We start from the raw sequence: 24,066 nt of genomic DNA on the forward strand, positions 1-24,066 counted from the left end.
CGTGAGAGAAGGGCTTGCGTTCAAAATCGATGCGTCCTCGAAGGCGGCCGGGCCGGGGGCCGCGACGGCGGTCAGGCGGCGGCGGTCACCGCTTCGCGCGTCACGATCTCGCCGCGCAGGCTGTGCGGCATCGCCTCGGTGATGCGCACCTCGGCGAACTGGTTGAGCAGCCGATCGGGGCCGACGAAGTTGACGATGCGGTTGTTGTCGGTGCGGCCGGCCAGCTCGGCGGCGTCCTTGCGCGCGCGGCCTTCGACCAGCACCCGCTGCACGCTGCCGACCATGCGGCGGTTCTCTTCCTGGGCGAATTCCTCGATGCGCGCCTGCAGCCGCATCAGCCGCTTCACCTTGTCCTCGTGGCTCACGTCGTCCTCGAGCTCGGCGGCCGGCGTGCCGGGGCGGCGGCTGTAGATGAAGCTGAAGCTGGCGTCGAAGCGCACGTCCTCGATCAGCTTCATGGTCTTCTCGAAATCGGCCTCGGTCTCGCCGGGGAAGCCGACGATGAAGTCGCTCGACAGGCAGATGTCGGGCCGCGCCTCGCGCAGCTTGCGCACGATGGCCTTGAATTCGAGCGCGGTATAGCCGCGCTTCATGTTCATCAGTACCCGGTCGGAGCCGGCCTGCACCGGCAGGTGCAGGTGCGACACCAGCTTGGGCAGGTTGCGATAGCAGTCGATCAGCCGCTGCGTCATTTCCTTGGGGTGGCTGGTGGTGTAGCGGATGCGCTCGATGCCGGGGATCTCGTGAATGTATTCGAGCAGCAGCGCGAAGTCGGCGATCTCGCCGTCTTCCATGCGGCCCAGATAGGCGTTCACGTTCTGGCCCAGCAGCGTGACTTCCTTGACGCCCTGCTGGGCCAGGCCGGCGACCTCGACCAGCACGTCCTCGAACGGCCGGCTCACTTCCTGGCCGCGGGTATACGGCACCACGCAGAACGAGCAGAACTTGGAACAGCCTTCCATGATCGAGACGAAGGCCGAGCCGCCCTCGATGCGGGCCGGCGGCAGGTGGTCGAACTTCTCGATCTCGGGGAAGGAGATGTCGACCTGGGCGGCGCCGGTCTCGCGCTTTTTGGCGATCAGCTCGGGCAGCCGGTGCAGCGTCTGCGGGCCGAACACCACGTCGACGTAGGGCGCGCGCTTGACGATGGCTTCGCCCTCCTGCGAGGCGACGCAACCGCCGACGCCGATCACCAGGTTCGGGTTGAGCAGCTTCAGCTCCTTGATGCGGCCGAGGTCGGAGAACACCTTCTCCTGCGCCTTCTCGCGCACCGAGCAGGTATTGAACAGGATGACGTCGGCCTCTTCGGGCTTGTCGGTCTTGGTCAGGCCTTCGGAAGCATTGAGCACGTCGGCCATCTTGTCCGAGTCGTACTCGTTCATCTGGCAGCCGAAGGTTTTGATGAAGACTTTCTTGCTCATGGAAACCACCCGTGAAATCAGGCGCTTATGCTAAGCCATCGCGGCCGCGCGCGCATAAGGCAAAAGCCCGCCGCCTTGCGGCGACGGGCTTTGTGAAACCTGGTGGCTATGACTGGACTTGAACCAGTGACCCCAGCATTATGAGTGCTGTGCTCTAACCAGCTGAGCTACATAGCCATCAAAGAGGGCGCGATTATCCTGAGCGACGCCCTTTCCGTCAAGCGCCTCGTCACAATCCGCCCGAACGGTCGTCGCGGCGGAAGCCCGCCAGCAGTTCCGGCAACGCCACTCCCTTCGAAAAGCCGATCACCTTGAACAGCTCGCCCATCTCGGCCGGGCCGACCAGCTTCTGCACCGCGGCAGCCGTGCGGAAATAGGCCGGATCGGCCGGATCCTGCTGCCCCATCAGTTCGAGCAGCCCGGCATCGAGCAGGAAGGACGCCTGCGTCGTATAGCCTTCGAGCTGCCAGCCGGCCGCGTCGCCGGCGCGCCAGATCGCCGAGAAGTCGACGTGGGTGGTGATGTCCTCCAGCCCCGGCAGGTGGAACGGGTCGTCGTGGCTGTGATGGCGGTAATGGCACATCAGCGTGCCGCGGCTGCGCTGCGGGTGGTAGTACTCGTCGGCGGCGAAACCGTAGTCGGGCAGGATCAATGCGCCGCGTGCGGTGGCGTCGGCCAGGCTGGCGACGAAGGCGCAGGCTTCGGGCTGGATTTCGGTCAGGTAGTCGTCGGGCAGCGCATGGCCGTCGAGATGGGCCACGGCGGCCGGGTCGGCCAGCGGCCGGTCTTCCCAGCGCAATCCATCGTCCCAGGCCACGCCGCGCTCGAACCAGGCGCCGGCCGACCAGCGCACCAGCCGGCACGGCATCGCGTCGAGCACCTCGTTGCCGACGATGCCGCCGACGAAGCCGCGCGGCAGCGCATCGAGCCATTCGACCCGGTCGACCAACTGCGGCAGCGCGGCGGCGATGGTCTCGCGCTGACGCGCCGCCAGCTCGGCCGACACTTCGAGGATGCGATAGCGCGCCGGCAGGCGATCGAGCGCCGCCAGCTCGGCCAGCAGGTCGGCCGCCAGCCGGCCCGAACCGGCGCCGACCTCGAGCACGTCGCCGCCGACCGCGGCCAGCACCTGCGCCACCGGCCGCGCCAGCGTGCGGCCGAACAGGGGAGACAGCTCGGGCGCCGTGACGAAATCGCCGGCCGCGCCGAACTTGCGGCTGCCGCCGGCGTAATAGCCGAGCCCGGGCGCATAGAGCGCCAGCCGCATGTAGTCGGCGAACGGCAGCCAGCCGCCGGCGCGGGCGATTTCGGCGCGGACGGTCTCGACCAGCGCGCGGCTCGCCGCCGACTGTTCTGCGCTCGGCGCGGGAAGTGAGGTCATGTGCTAGATTCGGCTGGATTCAAACGGGCAGTTTAACGAGGGCCGAACATGCAGGGCAAAGTGGCATTGGTGACGGGCGGCGCCAAGCGCGTGGGCGCCAGCATCGTGCGGCGCCTGCACGGCGCGGGCTGGAACGTGATGCTGCATTACCGCAGCTCGGCGACCGAGGCGCGCGCGCTGGCCGCCGAGATGAACCTGCAGCGGCCCCACTCGGTCGCGCTGGCCCAGGCCGACCTGCTCAACATCGCCGGCCTGCCGGTGCTGGTGCAGCAGACGCTGGCCCAGTTCGGCCGGCTCGACGCCCTGATCAACAACGCCTCGAGCTTCTTCCCGACCCCGGTCGGCGACATCAGCGAGGACGCCTGGACCGACCTGATCGGCAGCAATGTGAAGGCGCCGCTGTTCCTGGCCCAGGCCGCCGCACCGGAACTGAAGAAGACCCAGGGCTGCATCGTCAGCATCGCCGACATCCACGTCGAACGGCCGATGCGCCAGCATGTGGTCTACACCATCGGCAAGGCCGGCCTGGTCGCCATGACCCGCGCACTGGCCCGCGAACTGGCGCCCGAGGTGCGCGTCAACGCGGTCGCGCCGGGCGCCAACGTCTGGCCCGACGGCGAGTCGGTGTTCGACGAAGTGCATCGCCAGCGCATCGTCAGCAGCATCCCGCTCAAGCGCGTCGGCGAGCCCGACGATCTGGCGCGCACCATCCAGTTCCTGATCGAGGACGCGCCCTATATCACCGGCCAGATCATCAACGTCGACGGCGGCCGCAGCATCTACCTCTGAAGCGTAAAGACACCCGGCGGCCGGGCCGCGGCGGACCGCGCCAGGTTGAGCATCGGCGCGCTGCGGGCATGACACCGCTTTTCCCTGTAAAATCACGCGCTTTTCGCATTCCAGGGGTGCCCGCGATGGACGCCGCAATCACCGACCACGTCGAAGCCGGCCCGGCCGAGACCGATCCCAAGACCAAGTACAACGCCGACAAGCTGGCCAAGCGCCTGCGCCACGCGGTCGGCGACGCCATCGACGACTTCGGCATGATCGAGCAGGGCGACCGCATCATGGTCTGCCTGTCGGGCGGCAAGGACAGCTACACCATGCTCGACATGCTGATGAGCCTGCAGAAGAGCGCGCCCATCGACTTCGAGTTGATCGCGGTCAACCTCGACCAGAAGCAGCCCGGCTTCCCCGAGCACGTGCTGCCGGCCTATCTCGACCAGATCGGCGTGCCCTACCGCATCGTCGAGGAAGACACCTATTCGATCGTCAAGCGCGTGGTGCCCGACGGCAAGACCACCTGCGGCCTGTGCTCGCGCCTGCGCCGCGGCATCCTCTATCGGGTGGCCGACGAACTCGGCGCGACCAAGATCGCGCTCGGCCACCACCGCGACGACATCCTCGAGACGCTGTTCCTCAACATGTTCCACGGCGGCAAGCTCAAGGCCATGCCGCCCAAGCTGGTGTCGGACGACGGCCGCCACATGGTGATCCGCCCGCTGGCCTACTGCCGCGAGAAGGACATCGAGCGCTACGCCGCGATCAAGGGCTTCCCCATCATCCCGTGCAATCTGTGCGGTTCGCAGAGCAATCTGCAGCGGGTGGTGATCGGCGACATGCTGAAGGATTGGGACCGCCGCTTCCCCGGCCGCATCGAGACCATGTTCCGCTCGCTGCAGAACGTGGTGCCCTCGCACCTGGCCGACCCGCGCCAGTTCGGCTTCAAGTCGCTGCGTACCCAGGACGCGCCGTTCGAGGGCGGCGACACCGCCTTCGACGCGCCCGAGCTGCCGGCCGAGCCGGCGGCCGGCCCGTTCGGCGGCATCAGCATCCTCGACAGCCGCAGCGGGGGTTGCCACTGATGCTGCGCTTCGGCAAACGCGCCAGCCGCGACTGGACCGACGAAGTCGTCGTCGACGTCAGCGAGAAGGACGGCATCCGCTCGCTGCACCTGGGTTCCGAGGCGATTCAGAGTTCGATGCGGATCCGCGATCCGATCGAGCTGGTGCTCGGCTACAGCCGCTGCATGTTCGCCTTCCTGCTGTTCCGCGACCTGCCGCGCGATGCGCTGGTGCTCGGCCTCGGCGGCGGCTCGATCCCCAAGTTCATCCACCACCACATGCCGGCCACGCGCACCACGGTGCTCGAGCTGCATCCGCAGGTGGTCGGCGTGGCGCGCTCGATGTTCCACCTGCCGCCCGACGACGAGCGGCTAGAAGTGGTGGTCGGCGATGGCGCCGGCTACATCGACCGCATGGTCAACCCGGTCGATGCGATCTTCCACGATGCCTTCGGCCCGACCGGCATCGCCGAGGCGCTGGCCACCGAGGATTTTTTCGCCCGCTGCCGCGACCGGCTGACCGCCGACGGCACGCTGCTGGTCAACCTGTGGGGCTCGGACCCGAAGTTCAACGTCTACGTCGACCGCCTGTCGCGGGTCTTCGACGGCCTCCTGCTCTGCCTGCCGGCGCGCCAGCGCGGCAACGTGACCGCCATCTGCTTCCGCCGCGGCTGCAACAGCCCGACCTGGGCCGCGCTGAGCGAACGCGCGAGCGTGCTCGAAGCTCATTTCCCGCTCGAATTCCGTGAATTCGTGGCGGACCTGGCGCGCATGAACGTCCACAACGACCGCCGCCTGCTGGTCTAGCCCGATGCCGTGGCAGGTGCACGACAGTTCGCTTTCCATCACTGTGCCAATGTGAAAAAATCGAGACAATTTAACGATTTCCACGGTGATAACCATGCTCGATCGAGACGGCTATCGCCCCAACGTCGGCATCATCATCTGCAACGACAAGAACCAGGTTTTTTGGGGCAAGCGCGTTCGCGAACACTCCTGGCAGTTTCCGCAGGGGGGCATCAAGTCCGGGGAAAACCCGGAACAGGCCATGTTCCGCGAACTGATGGAAGAAACGGGCCTCAAGCCCGAGCACGTCCGGATTCTCGGCCGCACGCGGGACTGGCTGCGCTACGACGTGCCGACCCACTGGGTCCGGCGCGAATGGCGCGGTACTTACAAGGGCCAGAAGCAGATCTGGTTCCTGCTGCGGCTGGTCGGCCGCGATTGCGACGTCTGCCTGCGCGCTTCGCGCCACCCGGAGTTCGACGCCTGGCGCTGGAACGACTACTGGTCGCCGCTCGAGACAGTGATCGAATTCAAGCGCGGCGTGTACGAGCAAGCGTTGCACGAGTTGGCGCGCTTCCTGACGCCGTCGCCGCATCAACGCGTGGCCGCGCGCATGAAATAAGGCCGGGCTGCAAGATCCGACAGGGTGGCCACTCTTTTTTGCAGCTACCCTGTCGTCATCGTGCATCCAATGATTCTGGGTTCATACAGTTCAGCAGCAATTCATTTCGCATATGCCATATTAGGTGCAAAATCTTGTAGGCCATTTCCGACCGATTCTGCTGCAACGCACAATCGGCGATAATAAGATCAATCATGAAACAAACCATCCTGGTGACCGGCGGTGCCGGCTACATCGGCAGCCATACCTGTGTCGAGCTGCTGGCCTCGGGCTACGACATCGTCGTGGTCGACAATTTCTCGAACAGCAAACCCGCAGTGCTCGACCGAGTCGGACAGATCAGCGGCCAGGAATTCCCCTGGTACGAGATCGACGTCCGCGACCGCGCCGCGCTCGCGCGCGTGTTCGGCAAGCACCGCTTCTCGGGCGTGCTCCACTGCGCCGGCGTGAAATCGATCGCCGAGGCGCAGCGCGATCCGCTCAAGTACTACCAGCACAATCTCGAAGCCAGCCTCACGCTGCTCGAGGAAATGGCCGAGCGCGGCCTCAAGCGCCTGGTGTTCAGCTCGTCGGCCACCGTCTACGGCGAATGCACCCAGATTCCCTATCGCGAGGAATCGCCGCTCAAGCCCAATACCGTCTACGGCCGCAGCAAGATGGTGGTCGAGGACGTGCTGCACGACCTGGCCAGCGCCGACGAAAGCTGGCGCATCGCCATCCTGCGCTACTTCAATCCGGTCGGTGCCCATCCGTCCGGGCTGATCGGCGAAGACCCCAACGGCACGCCCAACAACCTGATGCCCTATATCTGCCAGGTCGCGGTCGGCAAGCAGGCCGAACTGGCGATCTTCGGTCACGACTATCCGACCCCGGACGGCACCGGCGTACGCGATTACCTGCACGTCGCCGACCTGGCCGAAGGCCATGTCCGGGCGCTCGACTACCTGGGCCGCGAGACCGGCCTGGTGACCTTCAACCTGGGCACCGGCCGCGGCTACAGCGTGCTCGAAGTGGTCCGCGCCTTCGAGCATGCCAGCGGCCGGGCCATTCCCTTCCGCTACGCCCCGCGCCGCTCCGGCGACCTGGCCAGCTATTATGCGGATACCAGCCGCGCCGCCAATACGCTGGACTGGCGCGCCAAGCGCAGCCTGGGCGAGATGTGCGCCGACGCCTGGCGCTGGCAATCGAAGAATCCCGGCGGCTACGCCTGATCGCCGTCCCGAAATCCTGGAGTAGACCTTGATACTTGTAACCGGTGGTGCCGGCTTCATCGGCGCCAACTTCGTCCTCGACTGGCTGGCCCAAAGCGACGAGCCCATCGTCAACCTCGACAAGCTCACCTACGCCGGCAATCGCGACAGTCTGAGCGCGCTGACCGGTGATCCCCGCCATGTCTTCGTCCGGGGCGACATCGGCGACGTCGAGCTGCTGAACCGGCTGTTCAACGAACATCGCCCGCGCGCGGTCCTCAACTTCGCCGCCGAATCGCACGTCGACCGCTCGATCCACGGCCCGGCGGACTTCATCCAGACCAACGTGCTCGGCACCTTCGGCCTGCTCGAAGCGACGCGGTCGTACTGGAGCCAGCTGCCGGAAGCCGAACGCGCCGCGTTCCGCTTCCTCCACGTCTCCACCGACGAGGTCTACGGTTCGCTCGCGCCCGATGCCGACGCCTTCACCGAGCAGCACCGCTACGAGCCCAACAGCCCGTATTCGGCCTCCAAGGCCGCCTCGGACCACCTGGTCCGCGCCTGGCACCATACCTATGGCCTGCCGGTACTGACCACCAACTGCTCCAACAACTACGGTCCCTACCAGTTTCCCGAGAAGCTGATCCCGCTGGTGATCACCAACGCGCTGGCCGGCAAGGCGCTGCCGATCTACGGCGACGGCCGCAACGTGCGCGACTGGCTCTATGTCGGCGACCACTGCGCGGCCATCCGCCGCGTGCTCGAGGCCGGCACGCTGGGCGAGACCTACAATATCGGCGGCTGGAACGAGAAACCGAACATCGAGATCGTGCAGACCATCTGCGCGCTGCTCGACGCCAGGCGCCCGCGTGCAGACGGCCTGTCCTACGCCAGCCAGATCACCTATGTCGCCGACCGGCCGGGCCATGACCGCCGCTATGCGATCGACGCCCGCAAGGTGGAACGCGAGCTGGGCTGGAAGCCGGCCGAAACCTTCGACACCGGCATCGCCCGGACCATCGACTGGTATCTCGCGCACCAGGACTGGGTGGGGCGCGTGACCAGCGGCGCCTACCGCGAATGGATCGACGCCAACTACCAGCAGCGGGGCAACGCATGAAGGGCATCATCCTGGCCGGCGGCTCCGGCACCCGCCTCTACCCGGCCACGCTGGCCGTCAGCAAGCAACTGCTGCCGGTCTACGACAAGCCGATGGTGTACTACCCATTGACCACGCTGATGCTGGCCGGCATCCGCGACATCCTGATCATCTCCACGCCGCAGGACACGCCGCGCTTCGAACAGCTGCTCGGCGACGGCTCGCAATGGGGAATCCGGATCGAATACCGCGTCCAGCCGAGCCCGGACGGGCTCGCCCAGGCCTTCCTGATCGGCGAATCGTTTATCGGCGACGACCGCGTCGCGCTGGTGCTTGGCGACAACATCTATTACGGCCACGATTTCCAGCGCCTGCTGCTCAACGCCGCCGCACGCGACAACGGCGCCACCGTATTCGCTTACGCGGTGACCGATCCGGAGCGCTACGGCGTGGTCGAATTCGACAAGACCGGCCGCGCGATCAGCCTCGAGGAAAAGCCGGTCCAGCCGAAGTCACGCTACGCCATTACCGGCCTCTACTTCTATGACCAGCGCGTGGTCGAGATCGCCAAGTCGATCCGCCCCTCGGCGCGCGGCGAACTCGAGATCACCGACGTCAACGCGCGCTATCTCGAGTGGGATGCGCTCAACGTCGAGATCATGGGCCGCGGCTATGCCTGGCTCGACACCGGCACCCACGAATCGATGCTGGAAGCCTCGATGTTCATCGAGACGCTGGAAAAGCGGCAGGGCCAGAAGATCGCCAGCCCGGAGGAAGTCGCCTACCGGCAGGGCTATATCGACGCTGCGCAACTCCAGAAGCTGGCCGCGCCGATGGCCAAGAACGGCTACGGCAAGTACCTGCTGGGCCTGCTCGCCGACGACAGCCCGTTCAACTGATCGATGCGGATCGGCCTGCTGATTCCGACCCTGAATGCGGGGCCGCGCTGGCATGCGGCGCTGCGCGCGCTCTCGCTGCAGGATCTGCGGCCCGATCGATTGCTGCTGATCGACTCGGGTTCGCAGGACGGCACCGTCGAAGCCGCCCGGGCGCACGGCTTCGAAATCGTCGAAATCCACCGCGAGCAGTTCGATCACGGCGCGACGCGGCAGCTCGGGCTCGACCGCCTCGCCGACTGCGACGTCGTCATCTGCATGACGCAGGATGCCATCGCCGCCGCGCCGGACACGCTCTCCAAGCTGGCCGCCGGCTTTGCCGACGGTCAGGTCGCCGTAGCCTGGGGCCGGCAGCTGCCGCACGACGACGCCAATCCGATCGCGGCCCACGCGCGCCGATTCAACTATCCCGGCCGGTCGCGCCAGGTCCGGTCGCAGGACATCCCCACGCTCGGCATCAAGGCCGCCTTCTGCTCCAACTCGTTCGCCGCCTGGCGCCAGACGGCGCTGCGCGCGATCGGCGGCTTTCCAAGCCAGACCCTGCTCGGCGAGGACATGCTCAGTTGCGCGAAGTTGCTGCAGGCCGGCTGGACCAGCGCCTATGTCGCCGAAGCTGCCGTTCACCATTCGCACAACTACAGTGCGACCGAGGAATTCAGGCGTTATTTCGATACCGGCGTGCTGCACAGCCGCGAAGCCTGGCTGATCGATGCGTTCGGCCGCGCCGAGGGCGAGGGCCTGCGCTTCATCCGATCCGAGTGGCAGGCGCTGGCCGAGCATGGCTCGGCCTGGCGGCTCAAGGCCCTGCTCAACAATGCAGCGAAGTTCTCCGGCTATGCATTGGGGCGCCGCTACCAACGACTACCGAAACGGCTCGTCCCGCGTCTCAGCATGCACCCGCGCTGGTGGCGCGCCCTCCGCTAGCCGGCGGGCTTCAATAGGCGCCGCGCCGGCTGATCACGACGCCGACGGTCCGGAACAGGATGCGCAGATCGAGCGCGAAGCTCCAGCTGCGGACGTACTCCGCATCGAGCCGGACCCGTTCCTCGTAGCTGGTGTCGTTGCGCCCGCTGACCTGCCACAAGCCGGTCAAACCCGGTCGGACCTGCAGATACAGCGCCGCCGCGTCGCCATAACGCTCCAGCTCGGCCCGCACCACCGGCCGCGGGCCGACCAGGCTCATCTGGCCGACCAGCACGTTCCACAGCTGCGGCAGCTCGTCGAGGCTCGACAGGCGCAGGAATTCGCCGAGCGCGGTGACACGCGGGTCGTTCTTCAGCTTGAAATCGCGCGCCCATTCCTCGCGCGCGGCGGGATCGGTGGCCAGCACATGGGCCAGTCGCGCCTCCGCGTCGGGCACCATGGTGCGGAATTTATGGCAGGCGAAAGGCTGGCCGTTGCGGCCGACCCGCTGGTGGGAAAAGAAGGCCGTGCCGCCCTCCAGCCGCAGCAGCAAGCCGAAGGCCGCGAACAGCGGCGCCAATACGACCAGCAGGGCCAAGGCCGCCAGGAAATCGAAACCGCGCTTCAACCGGTACGACCAGGACTGCAAACCCACCGCCATCAAGCCAGCACCGTGCGCAGTTGCTCGTCGCCCAGGTAGCCGAGATAGGATTCGCCGAGGCGGCGCATCAGCACGAAACGGATGCGGCCATCGGCGACCTTCTTGTCGAGCGACATCAGGTCCATCCAGCGCTCGAAGCCCAGCTGCGGCGCCTGCACCGGCAGGCCGGCGCGCTCGATCAGGGATTCGATACGGCCGACGTCCCCGGCGGACAGATTGCCCAGCACCTGCGAAACGCGCGCCGCCACGATCATGCCGGCGGCGACCGCCTCGCCGTGCAGCCAGGTACCGTAGCCGAGGCCCGCCTCGATGGCGTGGCCGAATGTATGGCCGAGATTCAGCAAGGCACGGCTATCCTGCTCCCGCTCGTCCGCCGCCACGATCCTGGCCTTGCTCGCGCACGACTGCTCGACGGCATAGGCGAGCGCTTCGGGGTCGCGCCGGATCAATGCATCGATATTCGCCTCGAGCCATTCGAAGAACGGCAGGTTATCGATCAGGCCGTATTTGATGACTTCGGCAAGGCCGGCCGAATATTCGCGCGCCGGCAGCGTATCGAGCGTGGCCAGGTCGGCGACGACCAGCTGCGGCTGGTAGAAGGCGCCGATCATGTTCTTGCCGCGCGCATGGTTCACCGCGGTCTTGCCGCCGACCGAAGAATCCACCTGCGCCAGCAAGGTGGTCGGAACCTGGATGAAGGGCATGCCGCGCTGATAGATGGATGCGGCGAAACCGGTGATGTCGCCGACCACTCCGCCGCCGAGGGCGATCAAGGTGGTCTTGCGCTCGCAATTGAATTCGAACAATTGATCCAGAATGCCGCTCAGGACTTCCCAGTTCTTATATTGCTCACCATCCGGGAGAATGATTTCCTGAACCTTGATCGCCTGATCCTGCAAAGTCTTTTGCAATGGCGCCAACCAGATTCGAGCAATCGTCTGATTGGTCACGATGACGATTCGTGGTTGCGGCAGATGCTTGGCGATCAATTCGCCGGCATCGATCAAGCGGCGGCCGATGACGATATCGTATGGCGCCCGCTCCAAATCAACATGAACTACTGGCATGACGGCGAATCAACTCTGCAAGAATGGATTGGGCAAGATGATTGGCATTTTGCCGGCTGGTGTCGATCACGATATCCGCCACTTCTCGGTAGAGCGGGTCGCGCACGGCATAGAGTGCTTCCAGCTTGGCGCGCGGATCGGCCAGCTGCAGCAACGGACGGTTCTTGTCGTTCTTGGTGCGCTGGTAGAGCTCCTCGACCGGCGCCCGCAGGTAGATCACATAGCCGCGCGACGACAGCACGCTACGCACTTCCGGACTCAATACCGCCCCACCGCCGGTCGCCAGCACGATATTCTCGTGCGAGGTCAGCTCACGGATCGTCTCGACCTCCCGCGCGCGGAAACCCGGCTCGCCCTCGATCTCGAAGATCACCGGAATACGGACCCCGGTCCTGGCTTCGATCTCATGATCGGAATCGTAGAAAGCCTTGCCGGTGGAACGCGCCAAGGCGCGACCGATCGTGGTCTTCCCCGCTCCCATCAAGCCCACTAAAAAAAAACTGCCCGGCAAATTCATGCCGGGCATTGTAGCGAAATATGTTTCTCAGCGCAGGGACAAGCTCTCGTCCAGGATCCGCGGCGTGATGAAGATCAGCAGCTCGGACTTGTTATTGGCGCGGGCCTTGGTCTTGAACAGGCTACCGAGTACCGGCACGTCGCCGAGCAGCGGCACCTTGGTCACCGTATCGCTTTCGGTGAGCTCGTAGATCCCGCCCAGCACGGCCGTTTCGCCGTTGCCGACCAGCACGTTGGTCTGGATCGAACGGGTGTCGATCACCTGGCCGGGCTGCAGCGCATCCTTGCTGATCTTGAGCTCCATGAACACCTTGCGGTCCGGCGTGATGCGCGGCGTCACCTCGAGCATCAGCACGGCCTCCTTCTCTTCGCTGACCAGGCCATCGGTGGTCGAGCGGTTGATGAAGAAGCGGCTACCTTGACGGATCACGGCCTTCTGTTGGTCACCGGTGATGACGCGCGGACTCGAGATCGTACGGCCGTTGCCTTCCGCTTCGAGCGCCTGCAGCTCGAGGCTCAGCAGTGCACCGACGCTGTTGTTCAGCAGCGTCACGCCGATCGAGGCGGGCGAGACGCTGTTGATACCGGCGGCCGGCAGGTTCACGTTGGTGGTGGTCGCCGCACTGACGCCATTGTTCAGCACATCGAGCGAATCGTTGGTGCCGGAGCCGATGCCGACGCGCGTGTTGTTGCCGGCGGTGCGGTCGCCGCGGATGCCGAGGCGGGCACCGAGCGTACGGCTGAAGTCGTCCTTCGCGATCACGATCCGTGCTTCGATCATCACCTGCCGCGCCGCGATATCTGCACGCAGCAGCAGCGCGCGGATCTCGTCGAGCTTGGCCGGCACGTCGTTGACGATCAGCACGTTATTGCGGCTTTCGACGATCGCGCTGCCGCGCTTGCTCAGGAACGGCTGCTTGTCGTTCATCAGCATCGCGCGCAGGTCTTCGGCCTTCAGGTAGTTGAGCTGGAAGGACTCGGTACGCAGCGGCTCGATGTCGGCGATCTGTGCCTTGGCTTCCAGGGCCAGCTTCTCGCGCGAGGCGATCTCTTCACGCGGGGCGACCCACAGCACGTTGCCGTTCTCGCGCTTGTCCAGACCCTTGCTCTGCAGGATCAGGTCGAGCGCCTGGTCCCAGGGCACGTCCTTCAGGCGCAGGGTCAGGTTGCCGCTCACGGTGTCGCTGGTGATGATGTTCTTGCCGGTGAATTCGGCGATCACCTGCAGCACGGTGCGGACTTCGACGTTCTGGAAGTTCAGCGACAGCTTCTCGCCCTTGTAGGTCGGCTTGTCGAGCTGGGCCAGGCGCTTGGCCTGCTCGTCCACGGTACGGATTTCGACGATGAAGCGGCCTTCGGTCTGGTAGGCCGAATATTCCCAGACGCCCTTGGGTTCGATCACCATCTTGGTGGACTCGCCCTGGGTGTAGGTATCGACCAGCTGTACCGGCGTACCGAAGTCCGACACGTCCATCCGGCGCTCGAGCTGGCGCGGCAGGCCGGTCTTGGCGAACTCGAGCACCAGGCCCTTGCCCTGCTGCTTGATGTCGATACCGATGTTCGGGTTCGACAGGTCGATCAGCACCCGGCCTTCGCCACGTGGTCCACGGCGGAAATCGACGTCGCGTAGCGATTCCTTGGCGACGTTCTGCGATACCGAGAACTGGCTCGACTTCACGCCGGCGTCCGTCCCGGCGCTGCTGGCCAGCGAGATCACCAGCTTGTTGCCGTTGGCACGCACTTCATAGCTTGCCGGCTTGACCAGGCCGAGCACCAGGCGCGAACGGCCGCCCGATTCGGCGATGGAAACCGACTTCAGATTGCCGCCGCCGACCGGGATGGTCGACTTGCCGGTCGAATTGACCGTATTGGCGAAGTCGAAGGCGATACGCGGCGGCGTGTTGACTGCGAAGCTCGCCGGAACGTCGACCTTCTTTTGCAGAACGAGCGTGATTTCCTGGCGATCGGCAGACTCCGTACGCACATCGACCGTATTGATCGCGTTCAGGTCTTCGGCACGAGCCGCAATCGCCAGCGCAGCAACAGCAATGACAATTGCGGAATTAAGCAGCTGGCGCACACTCATTTCTTGGACTCCGTTTCATCAAGCAGCAATGTGCTCGTCTTCTCTACCCAATCCCCGCTGCTGTCCTCAACGATCTCTTTCAGGGTAATCTCGGACTCGGTGATCGCTGTAATCATGCCAAAGTTCTGGCCCATATAACTTCCCATCTTCACCCTGAAGAGATTGCCATCGGGCGCCTGGATCAGCGCGCTGATCTCCTTGCCGCGCTGCAGCGTGCCGACCATGCGCAATTTCTCCAGGTCATATGCCTCGAGCGATTCTTTGGGCCGGTTCAAATTCGGCGCAAGCCCGCCGCCGCCCTTCTTGGCGATCTCCATCTTGCTGCGATTGAATGGATCGACCAAATCGAAAGCCTCATAGATATAAGGCTTATAGGGCTTCACTTCCGGCAAGGGCTCGACCTTGCCCTTCATCCCGCGAGTCGACTCTTCCATCCAGGATTTGAGGTCATCGAATTCACGACCGGCACATCCGAACAAGAAAAAAACCAGCGAGGAAGCAAGTAGAGACTTTTTCATTGACATACCTCAGCTTACTTTTTCTTCTTGGCGTCGGCCTCGGCCTTACGCACTGCGATGGCTTCCTCCGCATCCAGCGCCCGATAAGTCTTCGCGACTGCCTGCAGGGTCAGGGCGCCGGCTGCCGCTTCCTTCACCTGGGTAGGTGCCGGGGCCGTCAGCTGGATCTCGTCGATCGTGACGATCCGCGACAACTGGGCCACGTCGCTGGCGAACGCCGCCAGGTCATGGTAGCTACCGGTCAGCTTGATATCGATCGGACGCTCGGCGAATTCGGTCGTCCTCACCTCGGTGGGTGTCGGGCGGAACAGTTCGAATTGCAGCCCCCGGCCGACGCCGGCCTGGTTGATCTCGGTGATCAGCGTTTCCATCTCGGCCTTGCTCGGCAGCTGCTTGAGCAGCGCGCCGAACGATTCCTGGATTTCGGCGAGCTGCTGCCGATAGGCATCCAGGTTGACCGCCTTGACCTTCTTGTCCAGGAACGCCTGCTTGAGCTCTTCCTCGCGCGCACGGCCTTGGTCGAGCACTTCGCTCTGGCCGGCCAGGACGCCGAAATAACCGAGCACCACGATCGCCACGATCAGGATCGCAAGAAAGATCAGTTGCGCAGGTCCGGGCCAGTTCGCGATGTCCTTCGGATCCAGCCGGCGCAGTTCATCTAGTGTCATGGCCATGATCAATTGCCTTTCTTCTGGCCAGCTGCGCTCTGCGAATCGGCCGAGCCTTCCACTTCGCGCGTGATCTTGACGTTCAGGTTGAACTCGTTCAGACGCTGGGCATTCACGAGGGAAGCCTTGATTTCGATCAGGTTCGGCTGCTCGAACACGGCGGAATCGTTGAGGCTGCGCATCAGCGTCGACACGCGCGCGCTCGATTGCGCATAACCGGTCAGCGTAAGCAGATCACCGGTCTGCTTGACGTCCTTGAGGTAGATCCCCTCGGGCATCTGCCGCACCAGCTGGTCCAGGATCTGGACCGTCTCGGCACGGCTCGACTGCAGCCGTTCGACGACCTTCTTCCGATCCAGCAGCAGCTGCCGTTCCTTCTTGAGCGTCTCGATTTCGGCGATCTGCTTGTCGAGCTTGGCATTTTCCCCGTCGAGGAAAGCATTGCGCTCGTCCTGCATCGCGATCTGGGCGGTCAGCGCCAGGTAGGCCGCCACCACGATCGCCACGCCGATACCGCAGGCCAGCAGCGAAACGACGATGAAGCGCTGCAACCGCGCCTTGCGTTTCTGCTCCCGATGCGGCAGTAGGTTAATGCGAATCATGAATCAAACCTCCGCATCGCCAGACCACAGGCAATCAGCAGCGATGGCGCGTCCAGCAGCAGCTGCCTCGTCTTGACCCGGCTCGCCTGGGTCATGTTCAAGAAGGGATTCGCAATCATCGTGCTCACTTGCGTACGGCTCGCCACGACCTCGTCCAAGCCGGGAATGACGCTGCACCCGCCCGCGAGCAGGATATGGTCAACCGAATTGTATTGAGTCGAAGTGAAGAAGAATTGCAGCGCTCTGGAGATTTCGATCGCCAGGGAATCCATGAAGGGCTGCAATACTTCCGGTTCGTAATTGTCGGGCAGGCCGCCATTACGCTTTGCAGCCTCGGCTTCTTCCGAGGACAGATTGAATTTGCGCTGGATATCCTGCGTCAGCTGGTTGCCGCCGAAAGCCTGCTCGCGTGAATAGATCTGCTGCCCATCGCGCAGGACATTGATATGCATCAGCGCCGCACCGATATCGATGACGGCCACCGTCTGGCCCGCACCGGCATCGGGCAGCTGCTTCGCGATCAATTCGTAGGCAGCCTGGGTGGCGAAGGACTCGACGTCCATCACCAGCGCCTTGAGGCCGGCGGCCTCCACGGCGGCGACCCGGTCTTCGACCTTTTCCTTGCGCGAAGCCGCAATTAATACCTCGACTTCGTCCGCCGTCGCCATGGACGGTCCGAGAACCTGGAAATCCAGATTCACTTCATCGAGCGAAAAGGGGATGTACTGATTCGCTTCGGTCTCGACTTGCAACTCGAGTTCGGTTTCCGATTGCCCGGCGGGAACCGTGATCTTTTTGGTGATTACAGCAGCGGCCGGCAAGGCCAATGCAACGTTCTTGACGCGGGTTCCGAGCACTCGCCAAGCACGCTTGACGGCCTCACCAACCGCGTCTAGATTCGCCATGTTGCCATCTGCCACGGCGTCTTTGGGCAAAGGCTCGATCACATAGCGTTCAATCGTCAAATGCTTACCGGCTTCCGACAATTCAACCATTTTGACCGCTGATGTGCTGATGTCGACACCAATAAGCGGAGGGGATTTCGGCTTTAGGAAATCTAGATTCAACTTGAATTTCCTTTTAGGGATTTTAACAAGCGAGGATTTGTCTGATACGTCCGTTAGATGCTAGCAGCCCATCCTACGGGTGTAAAGCTGGTTTATGCATTTATTCTAAAATCCCCCTCTCCCTAGGTGCCCGAAAGCCCGCACATGCCCCGAAGACTGCTTCTGCTTACTCTGTGGACCATGCTCACGCTGTTGATCCTGGTCGTCGCCGCAATCTCGATTCTCATCGCCGTCACCTACCCGAAGCTGCCCTCGCTGGAGACGCTGACCGACTATCGGCCCAAAATCCCGCTGCGGATCTATACCGCCGATGGCGTGCAAATCGGTGAATTCGGCGAGGAGCGCAGGGCGTTCGTGCCAATTGGCAAAGTACCGACGCTGATGAAGCAGGCCATCCTGGCCGCCGAGGATGAGCGCTTCTACCAGCACGGCGGCGTCGACTACATCGGCGTGGTGCGGGCGGCGCTGTCCAATCTGGCGTCCGGCCATACGCAGTCCGGCGCGAGCACGATCACCATGCAGGTCGCGCGCAATTTCTTCCTGTCCAGCGAGAAGACCTTCACCCGCAAATTCAACGAAGCCATGCTCGCCTTTAAGATCGAGCACAATCTGACCAAGGATCAGATCCTCGAGCTTTATTTCAACCAGATTTATCTGGGCCAGCGCGCTTATGGATTCGCTTCCGCCGCCCGGGTGTATTACGGCAAATCGCTGGATCAGCTGAGCCCTGCCGAGATGGCGATGCTGGCCGGCCTGCCCAAGGCGCCATCGAGCTTCAATCCCATCGTCAATCCGTCGCGCGCACGCTTGCGCCAACAATATGTGCTCCGGCGCATGCACGAGCTTCAATTCATCAATGATGCTCAGTACAAGCAGGCCACCACAGAGCAATTGCGCACGTACGGGTCGACCGATGCCTTCTCGGTGCATGCCGAGTACGTCGCCGAAATGGCCCGCCAGGCCATCTTCGAGAAATACGGGGAGAACGCCTACTCCCAGGGACTGAAGGTCTTCACCACCGTGCTCGCCGCCCATCAGAGCGCCGCCTACGACGCCGCGCGCAAGGGTGTGATCGACTATGACCGGCGTCATGGCTATCGAGGCCCGGAGGCTTACCGCGAGGTGCCCGCAGTCAAGGGCGAAGGCGCCCGCGCCGCCTACGATGAACTGCTCGGCGAATTCGGTTCGATCGACGCCCTGCCGCCGGCGCTGGTGTTGAGCGCTAGCCCACAGGCCCTCACCGTGTACGCGAAGGATGCCGGCATGGTGGAAATCAAGGGTAAGGCGCTGGCCTTCGCCGCCCGTGCGCTGAGTGACAAGTTGCCGCCCGCGCAGCGGCTGCGCAGCGGCTCGGTGATCCGGATCCGCAATACCGACGACGGCTGGCAGATTGCCCAACTGCCCCAGGTTGAAGCCGCCTTCGTGTCGCTCGATCCACGCGACGGCGCAATCCGCGCCTTGGTCGGCGGCTTCGATTTCGGCCGCAACCACTTCAATCGGGTCACCCAGGCCTGGCGCCAACCGGGCTCCAGCTTCAAACCCTTCATCTACTCCGCCGGGATCGAGCGAGGCTTCACCCCGGCCACCCAGATCAACGATGCCCCGCTGGTCATCGACCCGGCCACCATCGGCGGGCAGCGCTGGGAGCCGAAGAACTTCGACGGCAAGTTCGCCGGCATGATGTCGATGCGCGATGCGCTGACCAAGTCGAAGAACCTCGTCTCGATCCGCATCCTGCAGGCGATCACCCCTGCATACGCGCAGGCCTATATCAGCAAGTTCGGCTTCGAGGCGAAGAACCACCCGCCCTATCTGACCATGGCACTGGGGCGGGCAGCGTGACTCCGCTACAACTGGCCGAGGGCTATTCGGTCTTCGCCAATACCGGCTATCGAGTGCGCTCCTATCTGATCGACCGGATCGAGAACGATCAGGGCAAGGTACTGGCCCGCACCCAGCCTGAAGTTGCCGGGGAGAACGCGCCGCGGACGCTAGATGCGCGCAACGCCTTCATCATGACCAGCATGATGCAGGACGTGACCCGTTACGGAACGGCCGCCAAGGCCAATGTACTCAATCGCACCGATCTCGCCGGCAAGACCGGCACGACCAACGATACGCACGATGCCTGGTTTGCAGGCTTCCAGCCTTCGCTGGTTTCAGTCGTCTGGCTCGGGTTCGATCAGCCGCGATCGCTGGGCGGCGCCGAAACCGGCGGCAACGCTGCACTGCCGATCTGGATCAACTATATGGCGACAGCACTGAAAGGCGTGCCGAACAAGCAGTACGCGGTGCCCGATGGTGTCATCAGCCAGACCATCGAGACCAGCCGAGGTCCAAGAGCGGAATATTTCTACGCCGAATTCCCGGACACCAATCCTGAGCTCGCGCTGGACAATGGTGCAGGCGCGGCCAATCAGCCCATCGATGAAAGTGTGAAGGATTTGCTGTTCTAAGCTTCTGAATTACAGCTTTTAAAGCAGGTAAGGCAGGGCCATCGATATTTCGATGGCCCTATTTTCTTGGCCTCCAATAGACCATCGAGCGATGAGCAACCAATTGCCAACCGCCCTTGGAGACCATGCTGATCCCGATCAAGGGCGATTCGATGATCGACGCCGGCATCCATCCGGGCGACCTGGCCGTGGTCGAACGCCGTGCAGCCGCCAACGTCGGCGACATCGTGGTCGCGATCGTCGACGACGAATTCACCCTCAAGACGCTGGCGCGCGAAGCCGGCCAGTTCGTGCTGCAGCCGGCCAACCCGGCCTACCCGGTCATCCGCCCCCGCGGCGCGCTCGAGATCTTCGGGGTGATGGTGGGGCTGGTGCGTAAATACCGGCACTGAGGCTTAGTCCGGTCGTCCCGCATTCCAGCTCGTAGAAACGATCAAGCCCCGCACGAACCGTGCGGGGCTTTCTTATTGCAGGTGTAATTCGATCTATTGAAGCTTCGATCTATTGAAGCGCAGGGATTCGTCCCTTTGCACAGAGCGCCGGATAAGCTTGGGGTGAGGGCTGGCTCATCAAATCACAGCACTCGAGACCATCCTGAAGCATTACCTGCTGCGCTTCATTGCGACTTGCGCCCCAGCCAATCCGAAGCAGCGCTCAATCCGGATACTCAGTGCGCATCAATCAAGCCAATCCGAGCCGCAAAGCTACAAAGCAAAACGCCCCGAACATCAGTTCGGGGCGTTCTAGAGGGAGCCTGGCGATGACCTACTTTCACACGGGTATACCGCACTATCATCGGCGCGACGTCGTTTCACGGTCCTGTTCGAGATGGGAAGGCGTGGGTCCAACGTGCTATGGTCGCCAAGCATTAACTTGGGAGCCCGATCAACTCTCTGATCAGCACTCATATTCGTTCGGCCGGTATCTCACCAGCCTCACATGGAAGAAGTAACTCTTTAGGTTGACCGACTCGACCTCGCAAACCCTGCCCTCTCAGGCATCTTGGGTTATAGGATCAAGCCTCACGGGCAATTAGTATCGGTTAGCTTAACGCATTACTGCGCTTCCACACCCGACCTATCAACGTCCTGGTCTCGAACGACCCTTCAGGGGATCAAGTCCCCAGGGAAGTCTCATCTTAAGGCAAGTTTCGCGCTTAGATGCTTTCAGCGCTTATCTCTTCCGAACTTAGCTACCCGGCGATACGACTGGCGTCATAACCGGTACACCAGAGGTTCGTCCACTCCGGTCCTCTCGTACTAGGAGCAGCCCCCTTCAAACTTCCAACGCCCACTGCAGATAGGGACCAAACTGTCTCACGACGTTTTAAACCCAGCTCACGTACCACTTTAAATGGCGAACAGCCATACCCTTGGGACCGGCTACAGCCCCAGGATGTGATGAGCCGACATCGAGGTGCCAAACTCCCCCGTCGATGTGAACTCTTGGGAGGAATCAGCCTGTTATCCCCGGCGTACCTTTTATCCGTTGAGCGATGGCCCTTCCATACAGAACCACCGGATCACTATGTCCTGCTTTCGCACCTGCTCGACTTGTCAGTCTCGCAGTCAAGCATCCTTATGCCATTGCACTATCAGTACGATTTCCGACCGTACCTAGGATACCTTCGAGCTCCTCCGTTACACTTTGGGAGGAGACCGCCCCAGTCAAACTGCCTACCATGCACGGTCCCCGATCCGGATGACGGACCTAGGTTAGAACCTCAAACACACCAGGCTGGTATTTCAACGTCGGCTCCACGAGAACTAGCGTCCCCGCTTCAAAGCCTCCCAGCTATCCTACACAAGTCTGTTCAAAGTCCAATGCAAAGCTACAGTAAAGGTGCACGGGGTCTTTCCGTCTAGCAGCGGGGAGATTGCATCTTCACAAACATTTCAACTTCGCTGAGTCTCGGGTGGAGACAGTGTGGCCATCGTTACGCCATTCGTGCGGGTCGGAACTTACCCGACAAGGAATTTCGCTACCTTAGGACCGTTATAGTTACGGCCGCCGTTTACTGGGGCTTCGATCAAGAGCTTGCACCCCATCACTTAACCTTCCAGCACCGGGCAGGCGTCACACCCTATACGTCCACTTTCGTGTTAGCAGAGTGCTGTGTTTTTAATAAACAGTCGCAGCCACCTTTTCACTGCAACCCCATCGGCCTTCGCCTGTACAGGCTACAACCTACCGGGGCACACCTTCTCCCGAAGTTACGGTGTCAATTTGCCGAGTTCCTTCACCCGAGTTCTCTCAAGCGCCTTAGAATTCTCATCCTACCCACCTGTGTCGGTTTGCGGTACGGTCAATCTGTAACTGAAGCTTAGCGGCTTTTCCTGGAAGCAGAGCATCAACCACTTCGTCTGCAAGCAGACTCGTCATCACGCCTCAGCTTAGTCTCGCGGATTTGCCTACGAGACACGCCTACACGCTTAAACCGGGACTTCCAACACCCGGCTGGCCTAGCTTTCTCCGTCCCCACATCGCATTACAGATTGGTACGGGAATATTAACCCGTTTCCCATCGACTACGCATTTCTGCCTCGCCTTAGGGGCCGACTCACCCTGCGCCGATGAACGTTGCGCAGGAAACCTTGGGTTTTCGGCGACAGGGACTTTCACCCTGTTTATCGCTACTCATGTCAGCATTCGCACTTCCGATACCTCCAGCAGACTTCACAATCCACCTTCGCAGGCCTACGGAACGCTCCTCTACCATATGCCTTACGGCATATCCCTAGCTTCGGTTCATAGTTTGAGCCCCGTTACATCTTCCGCGCAGGACGACTCGACCAGTGAGCTATTACGCTTTCTTTAAATGATGGCTGCTTCTAAGCCAACATCCTGGCTGTCTATGCCTTCCCACCTCGTTTTCCACTTAACTATGCATTTGGGACCTTAGCTGAGGGTCTGGGTTGTTTCCCTTTCGACACCGGACGTTAGCACCCGATGTCTGTCTCCCACGCTCGCACTTTCCGGTATTCAGAGTTTGCCATGGTTTGGTAAGTCGCGATGACCCCTAGCCATAACAGTGCTTTACCCCCGGAAGTGATACGTGAGGCACTACCTAAATAGTTTTCGAGGAGAACCAGCTATTTCCAGATTTGTTTAGCCTTTCACCCCTATCCACAGCTCATCCCCTAGTTTTGCAACACTAGTGGGTTCGGTCCTCCAGTGGGTGTTACCCCACCTTCAACCTGGCCATGGATAGATCATCTGGTTTCGGGTCTACACCCAGCAACTGAACGCCCTATTCGGACTCGCTTTCGCTACGCCTCCCCTACTCGGTTAAGCTCGCTACTGAATGTAAGTCGCTGACCCATTATACAAAAGGTACGCAGTCACCCCTTACGAGGCTCCCACTGTTTGTATGCATCCGGTTTCAGGTTCTATTTCACTCCGCTCCCGCGGTTCTTTTCGCCTTTCCCTCACGGTACTGGTTCACTATCGGTCGATCACGAGTATTTAGCCTTGGAGGATGGTCCCCCCATCTTCAGACAGGATTTCACGTGTCCCGCCCTACTTCTCGTACGCTCAGTACCACCGATCGCTTTTCACATACGGGGCTATCACCCACTATGGCCGGACTTTCCATTCCGTTCTGTTAAGCGTTCGACTATCACGTACAGGCTCTTCCCCTTTCGCTCGCCACTACTGGGGGAATCTCGGTTGATTTCTTTTCCTGCAGCTACTTAGATGTTTCAGTTCACTGCGTTCGCCTCTCATACCCTATGGATTCAGGTATGGATACCCTTGCGGGTGGGTTTCCCCATTCGGACATGCCCGGATCAAAGCTTCATTGCCAGCTCCCCGAGCCTTTTCGCAGGCTTGCGCGTCCTTCATCGCCTGTGATCGCCAAGGCATCCACCAGATGCACTTATTCGCTTGACCCTATAACCTAAAATGCCTAAGCATCGATTACAGGTGTTTGCGATGCCAGATCCATTCTTTCGAACGATCCAGCTGTCGATACAATCAACCCATTGCAGTCCTTTACAACTCCCCAGGCAACTTTCATCGCCCAGTTCGTCATTGAACTACATTGGTTACTTCTTCCATTTTTTTAAAGATCAAGTACAGACTTTCGTCCATTCGGCCAAGAAGCCAAACAATAAAATACTCCGCCATGCGACTCTCGTCGCAACGCTCAATATTCTCTTGTCTGGACTCTCGTTCCTGTCCACATCCTCCCGTTCCGCTTTCCAGCCCGGCAACGATGTGGTGGAGGCAGACGGGATCGAACCGACGACCCCCTGCTTGCAAAGCAGGTGCTCTCCCAGCTGA

At 62.1% G+C, this 24,066-nt stretch carries 21 protein-coding genes, 1 tRNA gene and 2 rRNA genes; 11 read left to right on the forward strand and 13 right to left on the reverse strand.

Features of this window, described 5'->3' with window-relative positions; translation table 11 throughout:
* Positions 1-71: 71 nt before the first annotated feature.
* The 3 genes from miaB to H9L41_RS22160 form a co-directional block, all read right to left on the reverse strand.
* Positions 72-1,421 (reverse strand): tRNA (N6-isopentenyl adenosine(37)-C2)-methylthiotransferase MiaB, encoded by a 1,350-nt coding sequence (gene miaB, locus H9L41_RS22150; protein WP_028447805.1) that lies wholly within the window; start codon positions 1,419-1,421, stop codon positions 72-74.
* Between the two features lie 100 nt (positions 1,422-1,521).
* Positions 1,522-1,598, reverse strand: a tRNA-Met gene (locus H9L41_RS22155).
* A gap of 52 nt (positions 1,599-1,650) precedes the next feature.
* Entirely contained in the window at positions 1,651-2,802 is a 1,152-nt protein-coding gene (locus tag H9L41_RS22160) for a class I SAM-dependent methyltransferase (protein WP_028447806.1), read from the reverse strand.
* 48 nt (positions 2,803-2,850) lie between these two features.
* On the opposite strand from H9L41_RS22160, the gene H9L41_RS22165 reads away from it, so the two are divergent.
* The 8 genes from H9L41_RS22165 (at position 2,851) to H9L41_RS22200 (ending at position 10,162) form a co-directional block, all read left to right on the forward strand.
* Positions 2,851-3,591: a pteridine reductase gene (locus H9L41_RS22165; RefSeq protein WP_028447807.1), complete on the forward strand. Its 741-nt coding sequence runs from the start codon at positions 2,851-2,853 to the stop codon at positions 3,589-3,591.
* Between the two features lie 125 nt (positions 3,592-3,716).
* Positions 3,717-4,667, forward strand: a complete 951-nt coding sequence (gene ttcA / locus H9L41_RS22170) for a tRNA 2-thiocytidine(32) synthetase TtcA (RefSeq protein WP_034607964.1) — start codon at positions 3,717-3,719, stop codon at positions 4,665-4,667.
* Positions 4,667-5,452: a polyamine aminopropyltransferase gene (locus H9L41_RS22175; RefSeq protein WP_034607966.1), complete on the forward strand. Its 786-nt coding sequence runs from the start codon at positions 4,667-4,669 to the stop codon at positions 5,450-5,452. The genes ttcA and H9L41_RS22175 overlap by 1 nt, the downstream gene beginning before the upstream one ends.
* A 94-nt stretch (positions 5,453-5,546) precedes the next feature.
* Positions 5,547-6,053, forward strand: coding sequence for an RNA pyrophosphohydrolase (locus tag H9L41_RS22180; protein WP_028447810.1), 507 nt, complete (start codon positions 5,547-5,549; stop codon positions 6,051-6,053).
* Positions 6,054-6,247: 194 nt separating this feature from the next.
* Entirely contained in the window at positions 6,248-7,264 is a 1,017-nt protein-coding gene (gene galE, locus H9L41_RS22185) for a UDP-glucose 4-epimerase GalE (protein WP_034607968.1), read from the forward strand.
* A 28-nt stretch (positions 7,265-7,292) separates the two neighbouring features.
* Positions 7,293-8,363: a dTDP-glucose 4,6-dehydratase gene (gene rfbB / locus H9L41_RS22190; RefSeq protein ID WP_028447812.1), complete on the forward strand. Its 1,071-nt coding sequence runs from the start codon at positions 7,293-7,295 to the stop codon at positions 8,361-8,363.
* A complete protein-coding gene (gene rfbA, locus H9L41_RS22195) occupies positions 8,360-9,241 on the forward strand; it encodes a glucose-1-phosphate thymidylyltransferase RfbA (RefSeq protein WP_028447813.1) in 882 nt (293 codons plus the stop codon). The genes rfbB and rfbA overlap by 4 nt, the downstream gene beginning before the upstream one ends.
* Positions 9,242-9,244: 3 nt before the next feature.
* Positions 9,245-10,162 (forward strand): glycosyltransferase family 2 protein, encoded by a 918-nt coding sequence (locus H9L41_RS22200; protein ID WP_028447814.1) that lies wholly within the window; start codon positions 9,245-9,247, stop codon positions 10,160-10,162.
* 10 nt (positions 10,163-10,172) lie between these two features.
* On the opposite strand, the gene H9L41_RS22205 is transcribed toward H9L41_RS22200, so the two are convergent.
* The 8 genes from H9L41_RS22205 to H9L41_RS22240 all read right to left on the reverse strand — a co-directional run bounded on the left by H9L41_RS22205 (position 10,173) and on the right by H9L41_RS22240 (position 17,326).
* Complete coding sequence (locus H9L41_RS22205) at positions 10,173-10,790, reverse strand: sugar transferase (RefSeq protein ID WP_245589257.1); 618 nt, start codon at positions 10,788-10,790, stop codon at positions 10,173-10,175.
* 11 nt (positions 10,791-10,801) lie between these two features.
* Positions 10,802-11,869: a 3-dehydroquinate synthase gene (aroB, locus tag H9L41_RS22210; RefSeq protein WP_028447815.1), complete on the reverse strand. Its 1,068-nt coding sequence runs from the start codon at positions 11,867-11,869 to the stop codon at positions 10,802-10,804.
* Positions 11,850-12,395: a shikimate kinase AroK gene (aroK, locus tag H9L41_RS25900; RefSeq protein ID WP_034607972.1), complete on the reverse strand. Its 546-nt coding sequence runs from the start codon at positions 12,393-12,395 to the stop codon at positions 11,850-11,852. Before aroK ends, aroB begins: the two co-directional genes overlap by 20 nt.
* Positions 12,396-12,413: 18 nt before the next feature.
* On the reverse strand, positions 12,414-14,369 hold the full coding sequence (locus H9L41_RS22220) for a type IV pilus secretin PilQ (protein WP_211236929.1): 1,956 nt from the start codon (positions 14,367-14,369) through the stop codon (positions 12,414-12,416).
* 98 nt (positions 14,370-14,467) lie between these two features.
* Complete coding sequence (locus tag H9L41_RS22225) at positions 14,468-14,989, reverse strand: pilus assembly protein PilP (protein WP_028447818.1); 522 nt, start codon at positions 14,987-14,989, stop codon at positions 14,468-14,470.
* Between the two features lie 14 nt (positions 14,990-15,003).
* On the reverse strand, positions 15,004-15,663 hold the full coding sequence (locus H9L41_RS22230; RefSeq protein WP_245589262.1) for a type IV pilus inner membrane component PilO: 660 nt from the start codon (positions 15,661-15,663) through the stop codon (positions 15,004-15,006).
* A 2-nt stretch (positions 15,664-15,665) separates the two neighbouring features.
* Positions 15,666-16,259: a PilN domain-containing protein gene (locus tag H9L41_RS22235; RefSeq protein ID WP_028447820.1), complete on the reverse strand. Its 594-nt coding sequence runs from the start codon at positions 16,257-16,259 to the stop codon at positions 15,666-15,668.
* Positions 16,256-17,326, reverse strand: coding sequence for a pilus assembly protein PilM (locus H9L41_RS22240; protein ID WP_084300567.1), 1,071 nt, complete (start codon positions 17,324-17,326; stop codon positions 16,256-16,258). The genes H9L41_RS22235 and H9L41_RS22240 overlap by 4 nt, the downstream gene beginning before the upstream one ends.
* Before the next feature lie 144 nt (positions 17,327-17,470).
* Between H9L41_RS22240 and H9L41_RS22245 the strand changes: the two genes are divergently transcribed.
* The 3 genes from H9L41_RS22245 (at position 17,471) to H9L41_RS22255 (ending at position 20,174) form a co-directional block, all read left to right on the forward strand.
* Positions 17,471-19,168 (forward strand): penicillin-binding protein 1A, encoded by a 1,698-nt coding sequence (locus tag H9L41_RS22245; protein ID WP_187523597.1) that lies wholly within the window; start codon positions 17,471-17,473, stop codon positions 19,166-19,168.
* Positions 19,165-19,782 carry a penicillin-binding transpeptidase domain-containing protein gene (locus H9L41_RS25905; RefSeq protein ID WP_187523598.1) on the forward strand — a complete coding sequence of 206 codons (618 nt, stop codon included), beginning with the start codon at positions 19,165-19,167 and terminating at the stop codon, positions 19,780-19,782. Before H9L41_RS22245 ends, H9L41_RS25905 begins: the two co-directional genes overlap by 4 nt.
* 125 nt (positions 19,783-19,907) lie before the next feature.
* Positions 19,908-20,174, forward strand: a complete 267-nt coding sequence (locus H9L41_RS22255; protein WP_084300572.1) for a LexA family protein — start codon at positions 19,908-19,910, stop codon at positions 20,172-20,174.
* A 360-nt stretch (positions 20,175-20,534) separates the two neighbouring features.
* Here the strand turns inward: H9L41_RS22255 and rrf are convergent.
* Positions 20,535-20,648: ribosomal RNA gene (gene rrf / locus H9L41_RS22260) — 5S ribosomal RNA — on the reverse strand.
* A gap of 145 nt (positions 20,649-20,793) precedes the next feature.
* Positions 20,794-23,673: ribosomal RNA gene (locus H9L41_RS22265) — 23S ribosomal RNA — on the reverse strand.
* Positions 23,674-24,066 lie beyond the last annotated feature (393 nt).

The sequence above is a fragment of the Chitinimonas koreensis genome (assembly GCF_014353015.1).
GTDB lineage: Bacteria > Pseudomonadota > Gammaproteobacteria > Burkholderiales > Chitinimonadaceae > Chitinimonas > Chitinimonas koreensis.